Consider the following 18,978-nt stretch of genomic DNA (forward strand, 5'->3'; position numbering starts at 1 on the left):
AGGATGAAGAATTCCGAATCCGTCTGGGCTATTGTCGATGAAAAGAGCCCGGCTTTCTTCGAACTCAGCGACCGCGTCTGGGATATGCCGGAGATCAATTACGAGGAATTCCGCTCCTGCGCCGAACACCTGCGCGTTCTGGAGGGGGAGGGCTTTCGCATCGAGCGCAACGTCGCCGACATTCCGACCGCGATCATGGGAGAAGCCGGTGAAGGCGRCCCGGTGATCGCGATCCTGGKTGAATATGACGCCCTGCCTGGTCTCAGCCAGGAAGCAGGTATCGCCGAACAGCGGCCGGTCATCGCGGGCGGACATGGCCACGGATGCGGCCACAACTTGCTCGGCTCGGGCTCGATGCTCGCAGCCGCGGCGGTCAAGGATTATCTTGCCCAAAATGGCGTGAAAGGACGCGTGCGCTATTACGGATGCCCGGCAGAGGAAGGCGGTTCCTCGAAAGGCTTCATGGTGCGCGCCGGCGTCTTCGACGATGTCGATATCGCGATCTCATGGCATCCGGCCGCCTTCAGCGGGGTCAACAATCCGATCTCGCTTGCCTGCAGCGAGATGAACTTCCATTTTTGCGGCCGCGCCTCCCATGCTGCAGCAACACCGCACCTTGGGCGAAGCGCGCTCGACGCCGTCGAGCTGATGAATGTCGGCGTGAACTTCCTGCGCGAACACATGCCGACCACGGCCCGCATTCACTATGCGATCACCGATACCGGTGGATCGGCCCCCAACGTCGTGCAGGCCAATGCCACGGTGCGTTACCTCGTCCGCGCGCGAACGCTTCCCGATCTCCTCGCGCTTGTCGCGAGGGTGAAGCGGGTCGCGGAGGGTGCTGCCTGGATGACCGAGACGACCATGCGCCAGGAAATCATCTCCGGTGACGCCAACCTGATGGGCAACGAGCCGCTGGAAGCGTGCATGCACGCACAACTCGAACGCCTCGGTCCGGCAATATTCAACGAGGACGACAAAGCAACGGCCCGGAAATTCCAGGCGACCTTTACGCCCGAAGACATTGCTTCGTCCTATGCGCGCTTCCATTTGAAACCGAAGAAGGACGAACCGCTCTGCGATCTCATCGTGCCGCTTTACGCGGGCGACGGATCGATGGTTGGTTCGACCGATGTCGGCAGCGTCAGCTGGGTCGTGCCGACCGTGCAGATGCGCGGCGCGACCTATGCGATCGGCACACCCGGCCATTCCTGGCAGCTCGTTGCGCAGGGCAAGCTGCCGGCCGCCCACAAGGGCATGGCTCATGCGGCCAAGGCCATGGCTGGGACCGCGATAGCACTCTTCCTCGATCCGGCACTCATCGAGGCGGCCAAGGCCGACCATAAGGACCGCCTCGACGGCAATCCCTTCGTCAATCCCATTCCTGACGWTGTGATGCCCCCGATACCAGCCACGACCGGTTCATAGACGCCAGCTTCGACCTTACTGCACCGCATACGACAATCATCTGAAAGACGGCAAACTCCCCATGGACACGCAGCAGCAACTCAACGCCAATTCGCTCGAATCCTACTGGATGCCTTTTACAGCCAACCGCGACTTCAAAAAGAAGCCCCAGATGGTGACCGGCGCCTCCGGCATGTACTACCACACGAGCGATGGCCGTAAGCTGCTTGATGGCATTGCCGGCCTTTGGTGCGTGAATGCCGGGCACGGACATCCGAAGATCGTCGAAGCGATCCAAAGGCAGGCGGCGCAGCTGGATTTCGCCTCGTCCTTCGGGATGGGCCATCCATCCGCCTTCGAATATGCCAATCGCCTGACATCAGTCGCGCCCGAGGGGCTCGACCACGTCTTTTTCACCAATTCCGGGTCCGAGGCCACCGATACGGCATTGAAACTCGCCCTCGCCTATTACCACGCCCGCGGGCAAGGTCAGCGCCAGCGCATCATCGGCCGCCAGCGCGGCTATCATGGCGTTGGTTTTGGYGGCCTCTCGGCTGCCGGCATGGGACCACACAAGAAGCAGTTCGGCATGCTTCTGCCGGGTAGCGCCCACATGCCCCATACCCATGATCCAGTACGCAATTCCTTCAGCCGTGGCCAGCCTATCCATGGTGCGGAGATCGCCGACGCTCTGGAACAGATGCTGCAGACCTACGACCCATCGACCGTCGCGGCCGTCATCGTCGAGCCGATCGCCGGCTCCACCGGCGTGCTCATTCCTCCGGTCGGCTATCTCGAGCGCCTGAGAGAGATCTGCACGCGGCACGGCATCCTGTTGATCTTCGACGAGGTCGTTACCGGGTTCGGCCGGCTCGGCCATCCGTTCGCGGCCGGCCGCTTCGCCGTCACCCCCGATCTCATCGCGATCGCCAAAGGCATGACAAATGGCGCGGTGCCTATGGGAGGCGTGATAGCATCAAACGGGATTTACGAGACGCTCATGCAAAACGCAGCGCAGGGCGCTGTCGAGTTTTCCCATGGCTATACCTATTCGGGACATCCCCTCGCCTCAGCCGCAGCGCTTGCAACGCTGGATGTCTATCTCGGCGAGGGCGTCTTCAAGCATGCCGCGTCGATCGAACCGACCTGGCAGGAACAGGCGCATGCACTCAGGGGCCTTCCCGGTGTCGTCGACATACGCAATCTCGGCCTTCTTGCCGGTATCGAGCTGAGCGAGGACGTCGCACACGGCAAGGCTATGGCCAGAAAGGTCTATGACTATTGTTTCGAGCGAAGTGTATTGATACGGCCGGTCGCCAACACGATCGTGCTTTCTCCGCCCCTCGTCATCTCCGAGGCGGAAATCGACACGCTGTTTTCGACGATCGCCAATGGCCTGAAAACGCTTTAATCGAACAGGCAGCCCATCAATGCCGCGACGAACGCCGGAACCAGGCTTGCCTTCATGTCTGGCAGACCCTTGCGGTCGCCAACCACAGTGGGGGTTTTCGGGCAATGTCGGCCTATCTCCGTCACCGATAGGGCGTGGTTYGACGAACAGACTGGAACCCGATTTAGCCAGAGAGACGGTCAAGCCCAGTACGGCGGCTCTTATCCGTCAAGCATTGGAAACTTGTTCGGTTGAATCCGGAAAGCGCCACATCGCTTTTGGCGGCTCTATGCCCGACGAGAACTCCATGAACCGCGAATTTAAACGAATATTTTCTTGATCGTCGCGATTGATTGAGCATCGGGCTTTGCAGAACATTTATCCACGAGTGCCTATCGACCTTCACCAACGATCGTTTACCATCGTCTTCTGTAGTTGAACAAAACTCTTGCCAGCGCGGCAACCTGTCGATGGATTCTGATTTTGTCGACATGTTTTGGCGAAATGTCGTCGCCATCGACATATCCAGCATCAGACAATCAAATAACAAGCCAAGCGGCGGTGGCGTTCAAAGAATGAGCGTGCCTATCTCGTATTCCTGACATCCATCAATGCCGCGACAAAGGCCCGAACGAGGCTTGCCTTCTGCATGTCTGGTCGAAACAGGAGATAGCTCTTGAAATAGACCGCAGGCTCCAGCGGCCGCAAGGCAAGTCCGCGGTCTTCGAAGCCGTCCACGGCAAGCGGGTTGACGATCGCCACACCCACTCCCTCGAGTGCCAGAGCGCACGCGGTGATGGCAAACGGTGTCTCGATCACCAGGTTGGGCTTCGACCCGGCTTCATCGCACAGTCGGTCGAACTGCAGTCTTGCCCTGTCTTCGGGGGAAAGGGCGACGTAGTCGACCTCATGCAAGTCCTTCGGGCGGATCACCCTGCGCGAGGCGAGCGGGTGCCCTGGCGGAATGGCGCAAAGCGCGGGAAAACTGCCGAACACCTGGTGTTCCACGCCTGAAAGATCGACCTCGTCCGCCGCCAGGCCAAGATCGAACTCCCCGTCTACGACGTGATTCCGCACAGCTGCCGAAGACATGATGCTGAGTGTCACGATCGCCGCTGGATATATCTCCCTGAATTTCTTCACCGCTCTCGGCACGATGGTCGACCCCGCGGCTGCGAGGCTCGCCACCCGTATCTGCCCCGACCCAAAATCCCTGATCCTCGCGGCCGACGAGCGCAGCAGATCGAGCCCCCGAAAGCTCGCGTCGACGTCGCGGTAGAACGCCTGTCCCTCTGGCGTTGGTATCAACCGGCCCTTGACCCGGTCGAAAAGTGCAAAGCCAACAGCCTCCTCCAGTTCGCCGACCAGTCTGCTGACATTGGGCTGGGTCACGCCCATCAGCTCGGCTGCGCGGGAAACGGTCCCACTGCGGATGACGGCTCGAAACGCCTCGATCTGCCGGAAGTTCATGGAACCTCATCCTATAAGCTTTTGGCATGAACTTAGACGTTCTCGTCAATTGTTTGTCTACCCCCGTCCCGCGTACAGTCGGGAAAATTCGAAAATGAAGGACAGACAATGCGCGACAAGACGCTTTGCGTGAAGCGACCCGATATATCCCATGAAGGCTTCGCGAGCCTCGCAGTCCCGACCTATCGGGCATCTACCATCGTCTTYGACAGCGCCGAGGCCTATGCCAAACGAAGCCAGCGCGGTCCCGACGGGTATACTTACGGGCTCCACGGCACGCCGACATCGCGCACGCTGGAGGCCTCGATCACCGAGCTGGAGCAGGGTCTTCGCACGGTCCTGGTTCCTTCTGGTCAGGCGGCGATTACGATCGTATTCCTGTCCGTGCTGATGCCGGGCGACACCGTGCTCATACCCGATACCGCCTATCCGCCGGTGGCCGGTTTCTGCGAGAACTACTTGAAGCCCCGCGGCATCTCCTACCGTGTCTATGACCCGATGACCGGGCGGGCGATCACCGGCCTGATCGACGACACGGTCAAGCTCATCTGGACGGAGTCGCCGGGATCGACCACGATGGAGATCCAGGACATTCCCGCGATCGTCGCCGCTGCCAGGGAGAGAGGCGTACTGACCGGCTGCGACAACACCTGGGCGACACCGCTCCATTTCAAGCCGCTATCCTTCGGAATGGACTTCTCGTCGATGGCGCTCACGAAATACCTCGGCGGCCACTCGGATCTCCTGATGGGATCGATCGCCGTCAAGGACATCGACCTGCATCGCCGGCTCAAGGCCACGATGAGGATGATCGGGCTCGGAGTTTCGCCGGACGACTGCGCTCTCGCATTGCGCGGCATGGAGACCATGGGTGTCCGTCTCGCCCATTGCGGGCGCGTTGCTCTCGATTTCGCAAGGAAGATCGCGGATCGTGTTCCGGAAGCTCTGGTCCTTCACCCGGCTCTGCCTCGCGCACAAGGCCACGAAATCTGGAAGCGCGATTTTACCGGATCAAGCGGCGTGTTCAGCATCGTGATCCCTCCGCACGCCGAGGCGGCCCTGCCCGATCTATTGACGGCTGCGAAAGTGTTCTCGATCGGCGCCTCCTGGGGGGGCACGCACAGCCTGCTTGCTCCGATGACGATCACGCGCGCAACCAAAAGCAACGCCCCTCCGGGAACCATCCTGCGCATCAGCATCGGCCTTGAGGACCAGGACGACCTTTGGGCCGATCTGGAGCCGATCATCAACCTCATCGCGACAGAACCTGCGATGGCGAGAACCGGCTGACTGACCCTAGCCAAAAAACAACAAAGGGAACGAAGACATGAAGAACTGGACGATCGCCACCATCACCTTAGGAATGCTGTTTTCGGCGAGCGCAGCTCAAGCGGGGCCGACGCTGGACAAGGTCAAAGCCCGCGGACATCTCGTGTGCGGCGCCAGCCAGGGGACGGTCGGTTTCGGCGCGCCGGACGACAAGGGCTACTGGAGAGGTCTCGATGTCGAGACCTGCAGAGCGGTCGCCATCGCTGTGTTCGGTGACAAGGACAAGGTCGAGTTCGTACCCTTGAGCGGTCAGCAGCGGGTCCCCGCGCTGCAAACAGGGGAGATCGACATTCTCCCCCGCACCCTCACCTGGACGCTGCAGCGGGACGCCAACGGCATCAACTTCACGACGCCCAATTATTACGAGTTCACGGGCTTCATGGTTGCGAAATCGTCCGGCGTCACCAAAGCCGAGGACATGACGGGTGCATCGGTCTGCGTACAGACGGGCTCCACCACGGAAGTCGTCGTCAACGACGTGTCGACCAAACTCAATCTCGAGCTGAAGCCGGTCGTGTTCGACAATGTCGCGGCGACCCGCCAGGCCTTCTTCTCGGGACGCTGCGACGCGCTCATCACCGACGCCTCGGCGTTGGCATCGGTACGCGCAACCCAGTCGAACAACCCGGACGACTATGTGATCTTCCCGGCGACCAAGTATATGGATGCGCTCACGCCTGCCGTGCGGCACGGGGACGACCAGTGGCTGGATATCGTCAACTGGTCGATCCAGGCTCTCCTCAATGCCGAACTATACGGGATCACCCAAGCCAATATCGACCAGATGACGGAGTCCGACGATCCGCGCGTGAAACGCTTCCTCGGCGTCGAGCCGGGCAATGGCAAGGCGCTCGGCCTTGAGGACAAGTTCGCCTACAACATCATCAAGCAGCTCGGAAACTACGGCGAGATGTTCGACCGCAATGTCGGCAAGGACAGCCCCTTGAAGATCGAGCGCGGCCCGAACCGCCTGTTCTCCGATGGCGGCCTCATGTTCCCGATGGCCTTCCAATAGCTTGGGAGGAGGCACTCATGATCTCGGCTCTTCTGGACAGCAGACGGTTCAGAAGCTGGGGCGGCCAGGCCCTGCTGCTTGGTGGCTTTGCCGCCCTGCTCGCCTGGCTCGTCAGCAACACCGTCGCCAATCTCCACGCCCGGGGGATAAGGGTAGGCCTCGACTTCCTGTCGCGGCCCGCCAACTTTCCGATTTCGGAAAGCGTGCTGCCCTACGATCCTTCCGATACATTCCTCTGGGCCTACGTCACCGGACTGGGGAACACACTCACGATCTCTATCCTGGCGATTCTTTTGTCGACTGTGCTCGGGCTCGTTGTCGGGCTCGCGCGGCGCTCGAAACATCCTCTGACATCCGGCGTGGCGGGTGTTTTCGTGACGACGATGCGGAACATGCCGCTGATCGTCCACCTCCTGTTCTGGTATGCGCTGGCGACGACTGCCCTGCCGGCTCCCCGCCAGGCCTTCAATCCGATGCCGGGCGTGTTCCTCTCACTTCGCGGCTTCTACATCCCATCCCTTCAACTGGATGCTGCCGCCGTCGCTTTCCTATGTGCGATGGGAGGAGTGCTGGCGCTGTTCGTCTGCTTCCGTCGCAGATTCGGTCGGACGCGGATCGGATTTGCGATAGCCATTGTGATTGCGGTCGCCCTGGCGGCAGTCATCCGACCCTCGGTAGGACTCGACACTCCTGAGATGAAGGGGTTCAATTTCACGGGCGGGCTTAGGCTATCTCCCGAGTTCGCGGCTCTGATGCTCGGCCTCGTGATCTACACGTCCGCCTTCATTGGAGAGATCATCCGGGGCGGCATAGACGCCGTGCCGCTCGGCCAGTGGGAGGCCGGCCGGGCCATCGGGCTTTCGGAGCGCCATACGCTGACCAAGGTCGTCATTCCGCAGGCGCTCCGCATCATTATCCCGCCGATGACCTCCCAATATCTCTCGACGGTGAAGAACACGACCCTTGCGCTCGCYGTCGGATACCCGGAACTCGGCCTCGTCGTAGGCACGGTCATCAACCAGACAGGTCAGGCTATCGAGAGCATCGTATTGCTGCTCGGAATCTTCCTGACCATCAGCATTACAGTATCGCTCTTCATGAACTGGTATAACGCCCGCGTGGCCCTGGTGGAGGCACGATGACCGCTATCGACATGAACCCACCCAGTGGCCGCATCGAGTCATTAAGCCCGCCCGGGCCACCCCGCAGGTCACTTGTCCAGCTGTTCTTCGGCGACTTCGCCGCATCCTGCCTGACCGTGCTCACGGCAGCCCTGCTGATCTCGATGATCCCGGCCGTTAACTGGGCCGTGTTCGATGCGGTCTGGACTACCGACGATCCCTCCGCATGCCGCGAAGGCGGAGCCTGCTGGACATATATAGCCGCCAAGTTTCGCTTCATCATCTTCGGGGTCTATCCCCCGGAAGAGCAATGGCGTCCCCTCCTGGTGATGGGATTGATCCTGGCGATGATCCTTGCTTCTCTGTCACCAAGGCTCTGGGGCATGCGGCTGGTCTATGCGTGGCTCGCCGCAGTCGCTGCCATGCTCGTTCTCATGTGGGGCGGTGTGTTCGGAATGACCGCGGTCTCGACCTCGAACTGGGGCGGCCTTCCCGTCACATTGCTGCTGGCCCTCCTGTCCCTCGGCCTCGGCTTCCCGTTCGCCGTCTTCCTTGCTTTGGGCCGGCGGTCAGCCCTGCCGGTTCCGCGCCTGCTTTCGGTCATCACCATTGAGCTCGTTCGTGGCCTTCCGCTGGTCGGCCTCTTGTTCGTGGCGTCGATCCTGCTGCCCCTACTGCTTCCCGCCGGATGGTCCATCGACAAGCTCGGGCGGACGCTGGCGGCRCTGACCGTGTTCGCCGCCGCATATCTCGCCGAGGTTATTCGTGGCGGCCTGCAGGGCGTGCCTTCCGGCCAGATCGAAGCCGCAAGAGCCCTCGGTATCCCCGCATGGAAGGCGGTTTGGCACATTGTCCTGCCCCAAGCGCTCCAGAAGGTCATTCCGCCTCTTACGAATACGGCGATCGTCATGGTCAAGAACACCAGCCTGGTGCTGATCGTCGGCGTCTTCGACATGCTGAGCGCCAGCCGGGTAGCCGCAACCGATCCCGCCTGGCCGTCGCCCTATGTCGAGAGCTACGTCTTCGTCGCCATGATCTATTTCCTGATTTGCTTCGGCATATCCAACTACGCTCGCTGGCTGGAGAGCCGCGTTCAGGCAAGGAGCTACCGATGATCGACCATACCTTATCCGCAATCGAAATCTCRGGCCTCGACAAGTGGTACGGGAACTTTCAGGTTCTGAAGAACATCGATCTCTGCGTCGCTCCAGGAGAACGGATCGTGGTCTGCGGGCCATCCGGCTCCGGCAAATCCACCCTGATACGCTGCATCAACCGCCTTGAGGAACATCAGCGAGGCAGCATCGCGGTCAATGGGATCTCGCTCAACGACAGCCTGAAAAACCTGGACGCGATCAGGCGCGAGGTGGGCATGGTCTTCCAACACTTCAACCTCTTCCCGCATCTGACGGTCAGGGAGAATTGCGCAATCCCGCAGATTCTTTCCCGAGGCAAGAAACGCAAAGAAGCCGAGGAGATGGCGATGCACTTCCTGACCAAGGTCAGGATCCCCGAACAGGCCGACAAATATCCCGGGCAACTATCGGGTGGCCAGCAACAGCGCGTCGCCATAGCCCGGGCGCTCTGCATGACCCCGAAGATCATGCTGTTCGACGAGCCGACATCCGCCCTGGATCCCGAAATGGTGAAGGAGGTGCTCGATACCATGGTGGCGCTGACCGAAGAGGGGATGACGATGATCGTGGTGACCCACGAAATGGGTTTTGCACGGCGGGTCGCCGATCGGGTCGTCTTCATGGAAACGGGAGAGATCGTGGAGGTGGGCGATCCCTCAGCGTTCTTCGATACGCCGAGACATTCACGAACGAAAAACTTCCTGGCGAATATCATGCATTGAGAATGATGCCGTGCTGCGCGGGATCGGCATTTTCACCGATCCCCGACCCACTCCTTACGCACACAGAACGTTGATCGCCGTCCGCGCAAGCGCCAAGGTCCCAAACGCGATCGCGCGCTCGTCCGGCTGATAGACGGAGCTATGGACCTTGTCGCTTCGACCCGGCTGGGAAGAGCCGACCAGAAGCCTGAACGATGGAACCAGGGCCGCGATGAGAGCGAAATCCTCGCCTCCCATGCTGGGTTCATAGTCGATAGCCACATCGCCCAGCTGCGCGTGGATGGCGTCGAGCGTATGCCTCACCATGCGCGCGTCGTTGAAGATCGGCGGCGTGCCGCGCCTGTAGAGAATTTCGCAGTCGACGCGCATGCTTTTCGAAATCCCCTCGCAGATGCGCCGGATGCCCTCTTCCGCCAGGTCCCGCAGTTCGGGTTGCCGGCAGCGGACGGTTCCTTTCATCTCACAGCGGTCGGGGATGACATTCCTGGCATTCCCGGCATGGATGGAGCCGATCGTCACGACACAGGAATCGAGCGCCCGAACCTCGCGTGATACGATCGTCTGAATCTGATTGATGATCTGAGCGGCGGCAACGATGGGATCGACGGCGGCATAGGGCCGAGCCGCATGCCCGGTTTTTCCGTGGATCACGATGTCGAAAGCATCCGACGACGAGTTGGCGTAGCCGTGCACGATGCCAAATTGCCCGACGGGAATCTCCGGCCGATTGTGAAGGCTGAGTGCCATGTCGACGCCCTCCATGATCCCGTCCGCAATCATTTCCGCGGCGCCGCCGATAGCCTCCTCCGCAGGTTGAAAGACCAGACGGACATTACCCTCGATTCGATCACGAAGACTGTTCAGGACGGCCCCGACCCCAAGCACGGTGGCCGTATGGATATCATGACCGCACGCATGCATGCGATTGGGGATCTTGCTCGCAAAAGGCAGGCCGGTCTCCTCCTGAATGGGCAAGGCGTCCATATCGGCCCTGATCAACAGCGTCGGTCCCGGCCTGGCGCCGTATATCGATCCGACGACGCCGGTACGGCCGATCCCGCTGCGATTTTCGATCCCAAGCTCGGTCAGGATTTCGGCGACGAGGGCGGCCGTCCGGGTTTCCTCGAAGGCGAGTTCCGGGTACTGATGAAGCTCGCGCCGAATCTCGATGAAGCGACGTTCGTTTCCGGCAACGATGTCCGCGATGATCGAGGTTATATCGCCGACACCGCCCGCGGCCGTGGTAATATCCGCCATCGAATTCTCCCCTTGGGTGGCTTCCTACGGACCAACAGCCGGCGCCCGTGGGCTCCGGCGGAAATATCTCACATCGAGGCGCCTGAGGCCGCGACCGCGCCGATCCCGGTACTGGTAACGGCCTCGTCATTCAGGTGACATGCCGACCAATGACGAGGCGCCACCTCGCGCTTTGCCGGAACCTCCACTCGGCAGCGCTCTATCGCGAATGGACAGCGCGGATGGAAATGGCATCCCTTGGGAGGGTTGAGAGGGCTCGGCAACTCGCCCTGGATGGCCTTGAACCGCCGCTTGGTCAGTTCGATGCGCGGTATTTCCGACAGGAGCGCCTGCGTATAGGGGTGATTGGGCCGGCGGAAGACCTCCTCGACCGGAGCCTCCTCGACGATCCGCCCGAGATACATGATCGCGACCCGATCGGAGATATGCTCCACGACGCCCAGATCATGGCTTACGAAGAGATAGGTAAGGTCAAGACGCTCGCGCAATTCCATGAAGAGGTTGATCACCTGCGCCTGGATCGACACGTCGAGAGCGGCGACGCTTTCGTCGCAGACGAGGAAATCCGGCTGCACCGCCAGYGCACGTGCTATATTCACCCGCTGGCGCTGTCCCCCTGAAAACTGATGGGGATAGCGGCCCTTCAGCACCGGATCGAAGCCRGCGAGGCGTAGATAGCGATCCACGTAGTCGCGACGCCCGCCTTTGGGTATCAGTCCGTGGGCGCGAGGCGCCTCCGATACGATATCCTCTATGGTCATGCGCGGGTTGAGCGCCGCCATCGGGTTTTGGAAAATCATCTGGGTGGCAAGAGCCGCGGCATGACGCTCCTTCGGCGACAGGCTGTTGCGATGCTTGCCGCGCCAGATGATCTGCCCCTCGCTCGGCTCCAATATCCCGGCAATCACGCGGCCGAGCGTGGATTTTCCGCAGCCGCTTTCCCCCACCAGTCCGACGACTTCACCCTTACGGATACTCAGGCTGACATTGTCGAGCGCATGGACCGTCGATGGAGGTTTTGCGAGGCGCAGTTTGAGAGCAATCTTGGTTGCCAGGTCCGGCTTTGCCCCGAAACGACGGGAAACATTCCGGGCTTCGATCATCGGGGGCATCGTCTCATCGCTCATGTGTCGGTCCCTCCGCGGGGTGAAAGCAACGGTATGCGCGCGTGCCCTCCCAGCTAAGTTCAGGCATCGTCGAACAGCCCTCGGTTGCCCTGTCGCAGCGCGCCCTGAAACTGCACCCGGGAGGCAGGCGGTTGATCGCAGGCGTAATTCCGGGGATCTGCCGAAGCGGTTCTCCGCGCCGGTTCTGTGAGGGAACGGACATGATAAGTCCGCGCGTATATGGATGACGCGGAGTTCCGAGCACATGCGCGACGCTGCCCGTCTCCACCAGCCTGCCAGCATACATGACGGCGATGTCATCCGCGAGCCGGGAGACGATCGCCAGATCGTGCGTGATCCAGATCACCGCCGTATTCGACTGTTCGGTAAGCCGCTGGAACTCGGAGATGATCTGGCTCTGGATCGTGACGTCGAGCGCAGTCGTCGGCTCATCGGCGATGATGAGGTCAGGACGATGGAGAAGAGCGATCGCAATCGCCACGCGCTGCCGCATTCCGCCGGAAAATTCGTGCGGATAGGCCGAAAGCCTCTCCTCCGGACTCGGAATGCCGACCAGGCCAAGCGTATCGCGGGCACGCTGCCGCGCCACCTCCTTCGACACATCTTCATGGGCAAGCACCGCTTCGGTGAGCTGCGTGCCCACGGTCAGAACCGGGTTGAGCGTCATCATCGGGTCCTGGAAGACCATGGCGATCCGCTTGCCGCGCAGCCGGCGCATCTCGCTCTCGGATATGGTCGCAAGGTCCACCCCGTCGAACAGGATCTGTCCGGAGGCGATCCGCCCCGGCTTGTCGAGCAGGCGCATGATCGAAAAACCCGTGACGGATTTGCCTGAACCCGATTCACCCACGAGGCCCAAAACCCTGCCGCGATCGAGCGTGAAGGAGACGCCGTTGACCGCCAGCAATCCGAGCCCCTTGCCGAATTCCGTGACCAGATTGCGAACTTCGAGCAGAGCGGTCATCACGCATTCCTCGGATTGAGGACGTCGCGCAGGCGGTCACCGACCAGGTTGATGGAAACGATGGTGATCAAAAGCGCGATGCCGGGAAAGAAGCTGATCCAGTAAAGGCCGGTCAGGAGATATTGGTAGCCGGTCGAGATCAGCATGCCGAGCGAGGGCTCGGTGACCGAGGCGCCCAATCCCAGGAAGGAGAGGGTCGCCTCCAGCCCGATGGCGCGAGCGACTTGCATGGTGGCGATGACGATCACCGGCGCAAGACAGTTGGGCAAAAGGTGCCGGAACAGAATGCGCCATCGCGGTAGCCGGAAAGCCTCCGCGGCCTCGATATATTCCTTCTCGCGCTCCACTAGCGCGGTTGCGCGGACCGTGCGGGCATAGGTTGCCCATTCCGCGATGATCAGCGCGATCACCACGTTGAGAACACCCTTGCCCAGGATGGCCAGCATCATCAGCGCCATCAGAATGGTCGGAAAGGACAGCTGCAGATCCACCAACCGCATGATCGCACTCTCCGTGCGGCCACCGACATAAGCGGCGATCAGCCCAACAGTCGTCCCGATGATTGCCGCGGCAAAGGCGGAAAGGACGCCGACGATGAGAGAGGTGCGCAGCCCRTAGAGAATGCCTGAGAGGATATCTCGGCCCTGACTGTCGGTTCCGAGATGGTAGACGAGGCCGGAAAAGGATTCCGAACCGGGCGACAGACGGCCGTCGAGAATATCGAGTTGCGTCAGGTCATACGGGTTTTGCGGTGCGATCACCGGCGCGAGCACGGCAAGCGCGACAATCAGCACCAGAAGAACGATGCCGATCATTGCGCCGGGCGATCGGGAGAAATCCCGTAACTGCCGCCGCAGGCGGCTCGGCTCCAGCGGAGCCGCAGATTCGTCTGGAAGAGGAAGGTTTGCCATATCTTTATGCCTTCGCATCCAGCCGGACGCGCGGGTCCAGCAATGTGTAGCAGACGTCGATGATGAAGTTCAGACCGACGAAGAGGACCACCATCATCATCAGGTAAGCCACGATGACCGGACGATCGAGGAGATTGATCGAATCGATGATCAGCTTGCCCATGCCCGGCCAGGCAAAGATGCTTTCCGTCACCACCGAAAACGCGATCAGCGAACCGAACTCCAGCCCGATGATCGTCACAAGCGGGATCATCAGGTTCTTGAGGACATGCACGAAGATGATCCGCCGCTCGGAAAGCCCCTTGGCGCGGGCGAATTTGACATAGTCCTGGGGCAGGACCTCCTGCACGCCGGCGCGCGTCAGCCGGAGAATGAGCGAGGTCTTGAACAGCGCTAGATTGAACGCCGGCAGAAGCAGATGCGACAAGCCGTTCCGCGTCAGAAACGACCATTGCGCTCCCAGGAATTCCGCAGTCGCACCGCGTCCATTGGTCGGAAGCCAGCGCAGTTCCACCGCAAAGACCATGATCAGCATCAGCCCCACCCAGAAGGTGGGCAGGGAGAAGCCGAGGATGGAGCCGCTCATGATGAGACGGGAGGAGATGCGGTTAGGATAGAGCCCGGCATAAAGGCCCAGGGGCAGGCCTATCACGATGGCGATCAGCAGGGCGGAGATCGCCAGTTCCAGGGTTGCCGGCAGCCTCTCCAGGATGAGGCCTAACGCCGGGCGCCCGTAGACGAAGCTGTTGCCGAAGTCCCCATGCAAAAGCCCCTGCAGGAACAGCAGATATTGCTTCCATAATGGCTGGTCGAGACCGTAGTGCGCGATCACGCGCAGTCTTTCGGCTTGGTTGGCGTCCGGGTTGATCAGGATATCGACCGGATTGCCGATGACGTTGACGCCGACGAAGACGATGACCGTCATCGCCAGGATGACGAATATCGCCTGAATCAACCGCCGTATCAGGGAGACTGCCATGATGCCTCCTTCTCCTAATCCACCGACAATGAAAGACCGTCACGTTGGGGGTCCGCAGCACCTGCGGACACACCATCCTCGATCTTGATCGCATGGAGGGCCGCAAACGCATAGGTCTGCGGCGAACGGGCCACGTCATAGCCCATCTCACGCAATTCCTTCTCGACCGAGCGGCGGATACGGTTGCAGATGTCGATCTTGTTGGAGACCCCGACCACCCTCGGCGCCACCACGGCTTCGAGCACCGACATGTCGAAATCGATGACGTTCATCACGCACTGGGCGACCGTCGGCGCGATGTAACTTCCACCGGGCGCCCCGACCACCACATAGGGATCGTCGCCCTTGAAGACGATCGTCGGCGCCGCGGAACTCGGCCGGCGCTTGCCCGGCGCGATGGAACCGGGCTTGCCGGGAAATGGATTGAACCGGCTCATCGTACCGTTGTACATGAAGCCCAGTCCATCGGTGATCACGCCTGACGGGCTGCCGAGCGTGTGGGTCATCGCCACCGCGTTTCCATATTTGTCGACCACCGACACATGCGTCGTATCACGCTGTGAACGATCCAGGCGACTGACTTCGGCACGCTCTCCCGTCCGGATGGAACGCGCGTGAGCGGCCGCATGGTCTTTCGATATCAGACGCTTGAACGGCACCTCGACATATTCCGGATCGCCCATATGAGCATCCTTGTCGACGGTCATGCGCTTCATCGCCTCGAACAATATTCTCACATGTTCGGTGCCGGCATGCCGCATCGCGCCGACGTCGAAATTCTCCATGATGTGCAGAAACTCGATCATCGGAAAACCCGAACCGGGCGGCGGCGACGTAGCAATGCGATGGCCGCGATAATCACCCCATATGGGAGCGGTCTTCGAAAGCTCGTAAGCTGAAAGATCATCGCGCGTGATCAGCCCGCCATGCGCGGCGAAATCCGCGGCGATCTGCTCCGCAATCTCTCCGTGATAGAAGATGTCTGATCCGCCGCTTGCGGCAATCCGCGCCAAAGTATCGGCCATATCCGGGTTCTTCAGGATTTCCCCGACATCGCGCAGGTTGCCATCCGGATGGAAGTAGACGTCGCGTCCCGTCCGGGAAAGCTGCAGCTTGTCACGCGTATTGGCGAAACCGTCCGACGACTGATCCTTGCTCCAATACCAATGCATGTGGTTGCGGATCATGAAGCCGTTGCGGGCATAATCGATCGCCGGGGCGATGATGTCCGCCCAATCGAAGCTGCCATAATCGCGAAGAGCCGTCTCGTAACCCTTCAGCGAACCCGGCGTGCATACCGCCAGGTAGCCGATATCGGAAATATTGCCGTCGAGGATATATCCGAAGCCATCCCGGCTCTGACCCAAAACCTTGTCGACCCACATGTCGGGCGTCGCCGAAAGCGGTGCGCGGGCGTAGAATTCGAGAATGTCATGCACCCCTTTCGAGGGCATGTAGACATGCATCGAGCCGAACCCACCGATGCCGGCCATCTGCGGATCGACCACCCCCTGGACGAAGGCGCAGGCAAGTGCCGCATCGACGGCATTGCCGCCGCGCTCCAGGACCGCGGCCCCGGCTTCCACGGCCTCCGGCTGCGGCGCAACGATTGTCGCATTTCTCATACAGCGCGCCTTTCGGACAGAACCTTCGCCAGAAACGCCTTGACGTGACCCAGCACCTTCATACGGTCGTGGGATACGCCGGCCACCTTATCGAGCGTGACGTCGACGCCGGCTGCGCGGAAGGAGGCGGCGAGCGCTTCGAGACGCTCCGGCCGGGTCGCTCCGGCATCGTTGGCGCCCTCCATGTAATAGGCGCTTCCCGGCTTGTGGGTGATCTCCCAGGTTTCCAGGTCGGCATCGCCGACCACCATATGCACGGGGAGATTGGAAAGGGCCTCGGCATTGAACCGCTTGCCGAAGCGGGCCTCGATATCGCGGATCCCCACCCACCAGTCGCGGCTTGGGTCGAGAAGCGTGACGGAGCCCGGCGCGCCGACGGAGGCTGCCCACAGCTTTTCGGGGTGAAGGATCGCGAACCGGTGCGCGAAATGCCCACCGCCGGAGAAGCCGAATATCGCGAACTTCGACCAGTCCTGCCCGTACTTGGCCGCCATTTCGGCGACCATCGAAAGCACGGCCTGATCGTAGCGGATATCGCCTTCCTGCATGTATTTGTAGCCGGATCGCGCGCCGTCACCGAGAACGTTCATGGGAAAGATCGGGCAGAGCACGGCGCAGTCGTTATAGAGGCCGAACTCGGAAAAGCCGTCGCGGAAGTCGATCGCCGATGTGCGTCCCGTCCCGTGGACGGCCACGAGGAGATCGACCTTTCGCCCCTCTGCCGCTGTCGGCGGGACATAGAGAAGAAGATGAAGCCTCGGATCCGCCGACGACGCAAAGATCGCCGTCTGCCCGTAGTCATAGATCGCCCGTGCCCGGGCGGCTGCGCCGCTCGTACCGAGTTCCTGCATGCTGATCTCCTGAGAATGAAAACGGAAAGGCGGCCTGAACCGCCTTCCCTGCCGCGATTATTGAGCGGGTTCCACGAAATAGGCGAGCGTGTACTTGTCGCCGCGAGGCGTGTAGCGGACGGATGCCTTGGCGCCGAGAACGACGTTCTCGTAATGCATCGGCAGCAGCCAGAGCTTGTCGAAGGTGAGCTTCGACAATTCCTCAAGTAGCGGAAGTCGTTCCGCTTCATCGAGCGTCGAACTGGCCTTGGCCAGGACCTCGTCTATCTTGGCATCCGAGATGCCGCCGCCATTGTAGCGACCGGTACCCTTTTCCTCGTCCCGGCTCGCGACAAGCGCGACCGTCGGATTGGTGGTTTCACCGGTATTGACGCCCMAGGACCCCAGGAACATGCTGAAATCGCCGTTCGCATAGGCGTCGGAATACATCGACCACGGCTGGACCTCAACTTGCGTCTGGATGCCGATCCGGGCCAGCATCTGGCCGACCGCCTGGACCACTTCGCTATCCTTGACATAGCGGCCGGACGGGCCGTGAAGCGTCAGACGGAAGCCATCAGGATAGCCGGCATCGGCAAGAAGCGCCTTGGCCGTCGCCGGATCATAGCCGACGGGCTCGACCRCATCCGAGTGCCCCATATAGCCTTTCGCGACGAACTGATCGGCGACCGTGCCGTTCTTCTGCATGACGCGTTCGACGATGGCCGGTCGGTTGATCGCCATCAGGATAGCGCGGCGGACACGCTCGTCCTTCAATGGATTGCCGTCCAGCGCCGAACCGTCGGCCGCCTTGACGAAGGGCGAAACATCCTTGCTCACATCCATGCCGATATAGACGAAGCGTGACGACTGGCCGTTGATGACCTGCAGATCGCTGCTCTCTTCGACGCGCGCCATGCCATCGGCCGGCAGGGCTTCGATGATGTCGATCTCGCTCGACAGAAGCGACGCGAGGCGCGCGCCATCGTCGGGAAGGAAGCGAAGCGTCACGTCCGACCAGTGGGAGGCGCCCGCGAAATAGTCGTTGTTGCGCTTGAGGACGAGGCGGTCGCCGGGGGAGAAGGAGGAGAAAACATAGGCACCAGTGCCGACAGCGCATTTACCATTGTCGAAGTCCTGGACCGGAGCCTCGGCACAATCCGCGCTGATGATACGGATACGGCTGACCGAATTCAGAAGCAGCGGGTCCGGCACGCTGGTTTCGACGACCACCGTCAGCGGGTCCTTTGCCGTGACGTTGACGATGTTACGGGTGTAGGAGGCAAAGCCCTGGCTGGGCTTGTCACGGGCCCGCAGCAGCGAAGCGATCACATCTTGCGCATCGAACGTACTGCCGTCGTGGAATTTCACGCCTTCCCGCAGCTTGAACTCCCAATGCGTGGGATCCACCGCCTTCCACTCGGTTGCCAGTTCCGGCTCGTTGGCGGAGGTGCCCGTCAGGTTGATGAGGCTGTCCCAGATATGCCGTGAGGTCGCGTTGTTCGGCGCCGAGCTGTCCTCGTGAGGATCGAGCGTCGTGGGCGTCGTCGACATGCCGATGACGAGCGGCGCGCTTTGCGCCAGCGAAACGGCGGGAATGGCAACGGTTGCAAGCAGCGCGATGGCTGCCGATTTCACTATACTGTTCGTCATTGTTCCTCTCTCGATTGGCTCGACCTGCCGCCGATCTTGCTG

Annotated in this window: 17 protein-coding genes; 7 read left to right on the top strand and 10 right to left on the bottom strand. The window is 61.1% G+C overall.

The window, feature by feature from the left end; all coding sequences use genetic code 11:
* The first annotated feature begins 3 nt into the window (after positions 1-3).
* Together LCM4573_RS16255 and LCM4573_RS16260 are read left to right on the top strand one after the other, a co-directional pair.
* Positions 4-1,428, top strand: a complete 1,425-nt coding sequence (locus LCM4573_RS16255; protein ID WP_071007435.1) for a M20 family metallopeptidase — start codon at positions 4-6, stop codon at positions 1,426-1,428.
* Between the two features lie 61 nt (positions 1,429-1,489).
* The gene (locus tag LCM4573_RS16260; RefSeq protein WP_116285549.1) at positions 1,490-2,818 is read left to right on the top strand and encodes an aminotransferase class III-fold pyridoxal phosphate-dependent enzyme; all 1,329 of its coding nucleotides are present in this window, start codon (positions 1,490-1,492) and stop codon (positions 2,816-2,818) included.
* A 163-nt stretch (positions 2,819-2,981) separates the two neighbouring features.
* Here LCM4573_RS16260 and LCM4573_RS28315 read toward each other — a convergent pair whose 3' ends face one another.
* Complete coding sequence (locus LCM4573_RS28315) at positions 2,982-3,314, bottom strand: hypothetical protein (RefSeq protein ID WP_198539740.1); 333 nt, start codon at positions 3,312-3,314, stop codon at positions 2,982-2,984.
* 68 nt (positions 3,315-3,382) lie between these two features.
* On the bottom strand, positions 3,383-4,267 hold the full coding sequence (locus tag LCM4573_RS16265; RefSeq protein WP_071007437.1) for a LysR substrate-binding domain-containing protein: 885 nt from the start codon (positions 4,265-4,267) through the stop codon (positions 3,383-3,385).
* Positions 4,268-4,375: 108 nt separating this feature from the next.
* On the opposite strand from LCM4573_RS16265, the gene LCM4573_RS16270 reads away from it, so the two are divergent.
* The 5 genes from LCM4573_RS16270 to LCM4573_RS16290 are packed head-to-tail and all read left to right on the top strand — an operon-like array spanning position 4,376 to position 9,590.
* A complete protein-coding gene (locus LCM4573_RS16270) occupies positions 4,376-5,557 on the top strand; it encodes a PLP-dependent aspartate aminotransferase family protein (RefSeq protein WP_071007438.1) in 1,182 nt (393 codons plus the stop codon).
* A 37-nt stretch (positions 5,558-5,594) separates the two neighbouring features.
* Positions 5,595-6,611, top strand: coding sequence for an amino acid ABC transporter substrate-binding protein (locus LCM4573_RS16275; RefSeq protein WP_071007439.1), 1,017 nt, complete (start codon positions 5,595-5,597; stop codon positions 6,609-6,611).
* Positions 6,612-6,628: 17 nt separating this feature from the next.
* Positions 6,629-7,753 carry an amino acid ABC transporter permease gene (locus LCM4573_RS16280; RefSeq protein ID WP_071007440.1) on the top strand — a complete coding sequence of 375 codons (1,125 nt, stop codon included), beginning with the start codon at positions 6,629-6,631 and terminating at the stop codon, positions 7,751-7,753.
* The gene (locus LCM4573_RS16285) at positions 7,750-8,847 is read left to right on the top strand and encodes an amino acid ABC transporter permease (RefSeq protein ID WP_071007441.1); all 1,098 of its coding nucleotides are present in this window, start codon (positions 7,750-7,752) and stop codon (positions 8,845-8,847) included. Before LCM4573_RS16280 ends, LCM4573_RS16285 begins: the two co-directional genes overlap by 4 nt.
* Positions 8,844-9,590 (top strand): amino acid ABC transporter ATP-binding protein, encoded by a 747-nt coding sequence (locus LCM4573_RS16290; RefSeq protein WP_071007442.1) that lies wholly within the window; start codon positions 8,844-8,846, stop codon positions 9,588-9,590. Before LCM4573_RS16285 ends, LCM4573_RS16290 begins: the two co-directional genes overlap by 4 nt.
* A 54-nt stretch (positions 9,591-9,644) precedes the next feature.
* On the opposite strand, the gene LCM4573_RS16295 is transcribed toward LCM4573_RS16290, so the two are convergent.
* The 8 genes from LCM4573_RS16295 to LCM4573_RS16330 form a co-directional block, all read right to left on the bottom strand.
* Positions 9,645-10,847 carry a M20 family metallopeptidase gene (locus LCM4573_RS16295; RefSeq protein ID WP_071007443.1) on the bottom strand — a complete coding sequence of 401 codons (1,203 nt, stop codon included), beginning with the start codon at positions 10,845-10,847 and terminating at the stop codon, positions 9,645-9,647.
* Between the two features lie 68 nt (positions 10,848-10,915).
* Positions 10,916-11,974, bottom strand: a complete 1,059-nt coding sequence (locus LCM4573_RS16300) for an ABC transporter ATP-binding protein (protein ID WP_071007444.1) — start codon at positions 11,972-11,974, stop codon at positions 10,916-10,918.
* Positions 11,964-12,938, bottom strand: coding sequence for an ABC transporter ATP-binding protein (locus tag LCM4573_RS16305; RefSeq protein WP_071007445.1), 975 nt, complete (start codon positions 12,936-12,938; stop codon positions 11,964-11,966). The genes LCM4573_RS16300 and LCM4573_RS16305 overlap by 11 nt, the downstream gene beginning before the upstream one ends.
* Complete coding sequence (locus tag LCM4573_RS16310; RefSeq protein WP_071007446.1) at positions 12,938-13,849, bottom strand: ABC transporter permease; 912 nt, start codon at positions 13,847-13,849, stop codon at positions 12,938-12,940. The genes LCM4573_RS16305 and LCM4573_RS16310 overlap by 1 nt, the downstream gene beginning before the upstream one ends.
* A 4-nt stretch (positions 13,850-13,853) precedes the next feature.
* Positions 13,854-14,828, bottom strand: a complete 975-nt coding sequence (locus LCM4573_RS16315) for an ABC transporter permease (RefSeq protein ID WP_071007447.1) — start codon at positions 14,826-14,828, stop codon at positions 13,854-13,856.
* 14 nt (positions 14,829-14,842) lie between these two features.
* Positions 14,843-16,453, bottom strand: a complete 1,611-nt coding sequence (gene ggt / locus LCM4573_RS16320) for a gamma-glutamyltransferase (protein WP_071007448.1) — start codon at positions 16,451-16,453, stop codon at positions 14,843-14,845.
* Positions 16,450-17,304 (bottom strand): alpha/beta hydrolase, encoded by an 855-nt coding sequence (locus tag LCM4573_RS16325; protein ID WP_071007449.1) that lies wholly within the window; start codon positions 17,302-17,304, stop codon positions 16,450-16,452. Before LCM4573_RS16325 ends, ggt begins: the two co-directional genes overlap by 4 nt.
* Before the next feature lie 57 nt (positions 17,305-17,361).
* A complete protein-coding gene (locus tag LCM4573_RS16330) occupies positions 17,362-18,936 on the bottom strand; it encodes an ABC transporter substrate-binding protein (RefSeq protein ID WP_071007450.1) in 1,575 nt (524 codons plus the stop codon).
* Positions 18,937-18,978 lie beyond the last annotated feature (42 nt).

This window comes from Rhizobium sp. LCM 4573 (genome assembly GCF_001854865.1).
GTDB lineage: Bacteria > Pseudomonadota > Alphaproteobacteria > Rhizobiales > Rhizobiaceae > Neorhizobium.

What these genes read in the sequence shown, in the direction of transcription:
- LCM4573_RS28315 (WP_198539740.1), bottom strand. Translation starts at nt 3,314, where the DNA reads ATGGCGACGACATTTCGCCAAAACATGTCGACAAAATCAGAATCCATC.
- LCM4573_RS16265 (WP_071007437.1), bottom strand. Translation starts at nt 4,267, where the DNA reads ATGAACTTCCGGCAGATCGAGGCGTTTCGAGCCGTCATCCGCAGTGGG.
- LCM4573_RS16275 (WP_071007439.1), top strand. Translation starts at nt 5,595, where the DNA reads ATGAAGAACTGGACGATCGCCACCATCACCTTAGGAATGCTGTTTTCG.
- LCM4573_RS16295 (WP_071007443.1), bottom strand. Translation starts at nt 10,847, where the DNA reads ATGGCGGATATTACCACGGCCGCGGGCGGTGTCGGCGATATAACCTCG.
- LCM4573_RS16305 (WP_071007445.1), bottom strand. Translation starts at nt 12,938, where the DNA reads ATGACCGCTCTGCTCGAAGTTCGCAATCTGGTCACGGAATTCGGCAAG.
- LCM4573_RS16315 (WP_071007447.1), bottom strand. Translation starts at nt 14,828, where the DNA reads ATGGCAGTCTCCCTGATACGGCGGTTGATTCAGGCGATATTCGTCATC.
- ggt (WP_071007448.1), bottom strand. Translation starts at nt 16,453, where the DNA reads ATGAGAAATGCGACAATCGTTGCGCCGCAGCCGGAGGCCGTGGAAGCC.
- LCM4573_RS16325 (WP_071007449.1), bottom strand. Translation starts at nt 17,304, where the DNA reads ATGCAGGAACTCGGTACGAGCGGCGCAGCCGCCCGGGCACGGGCGATC.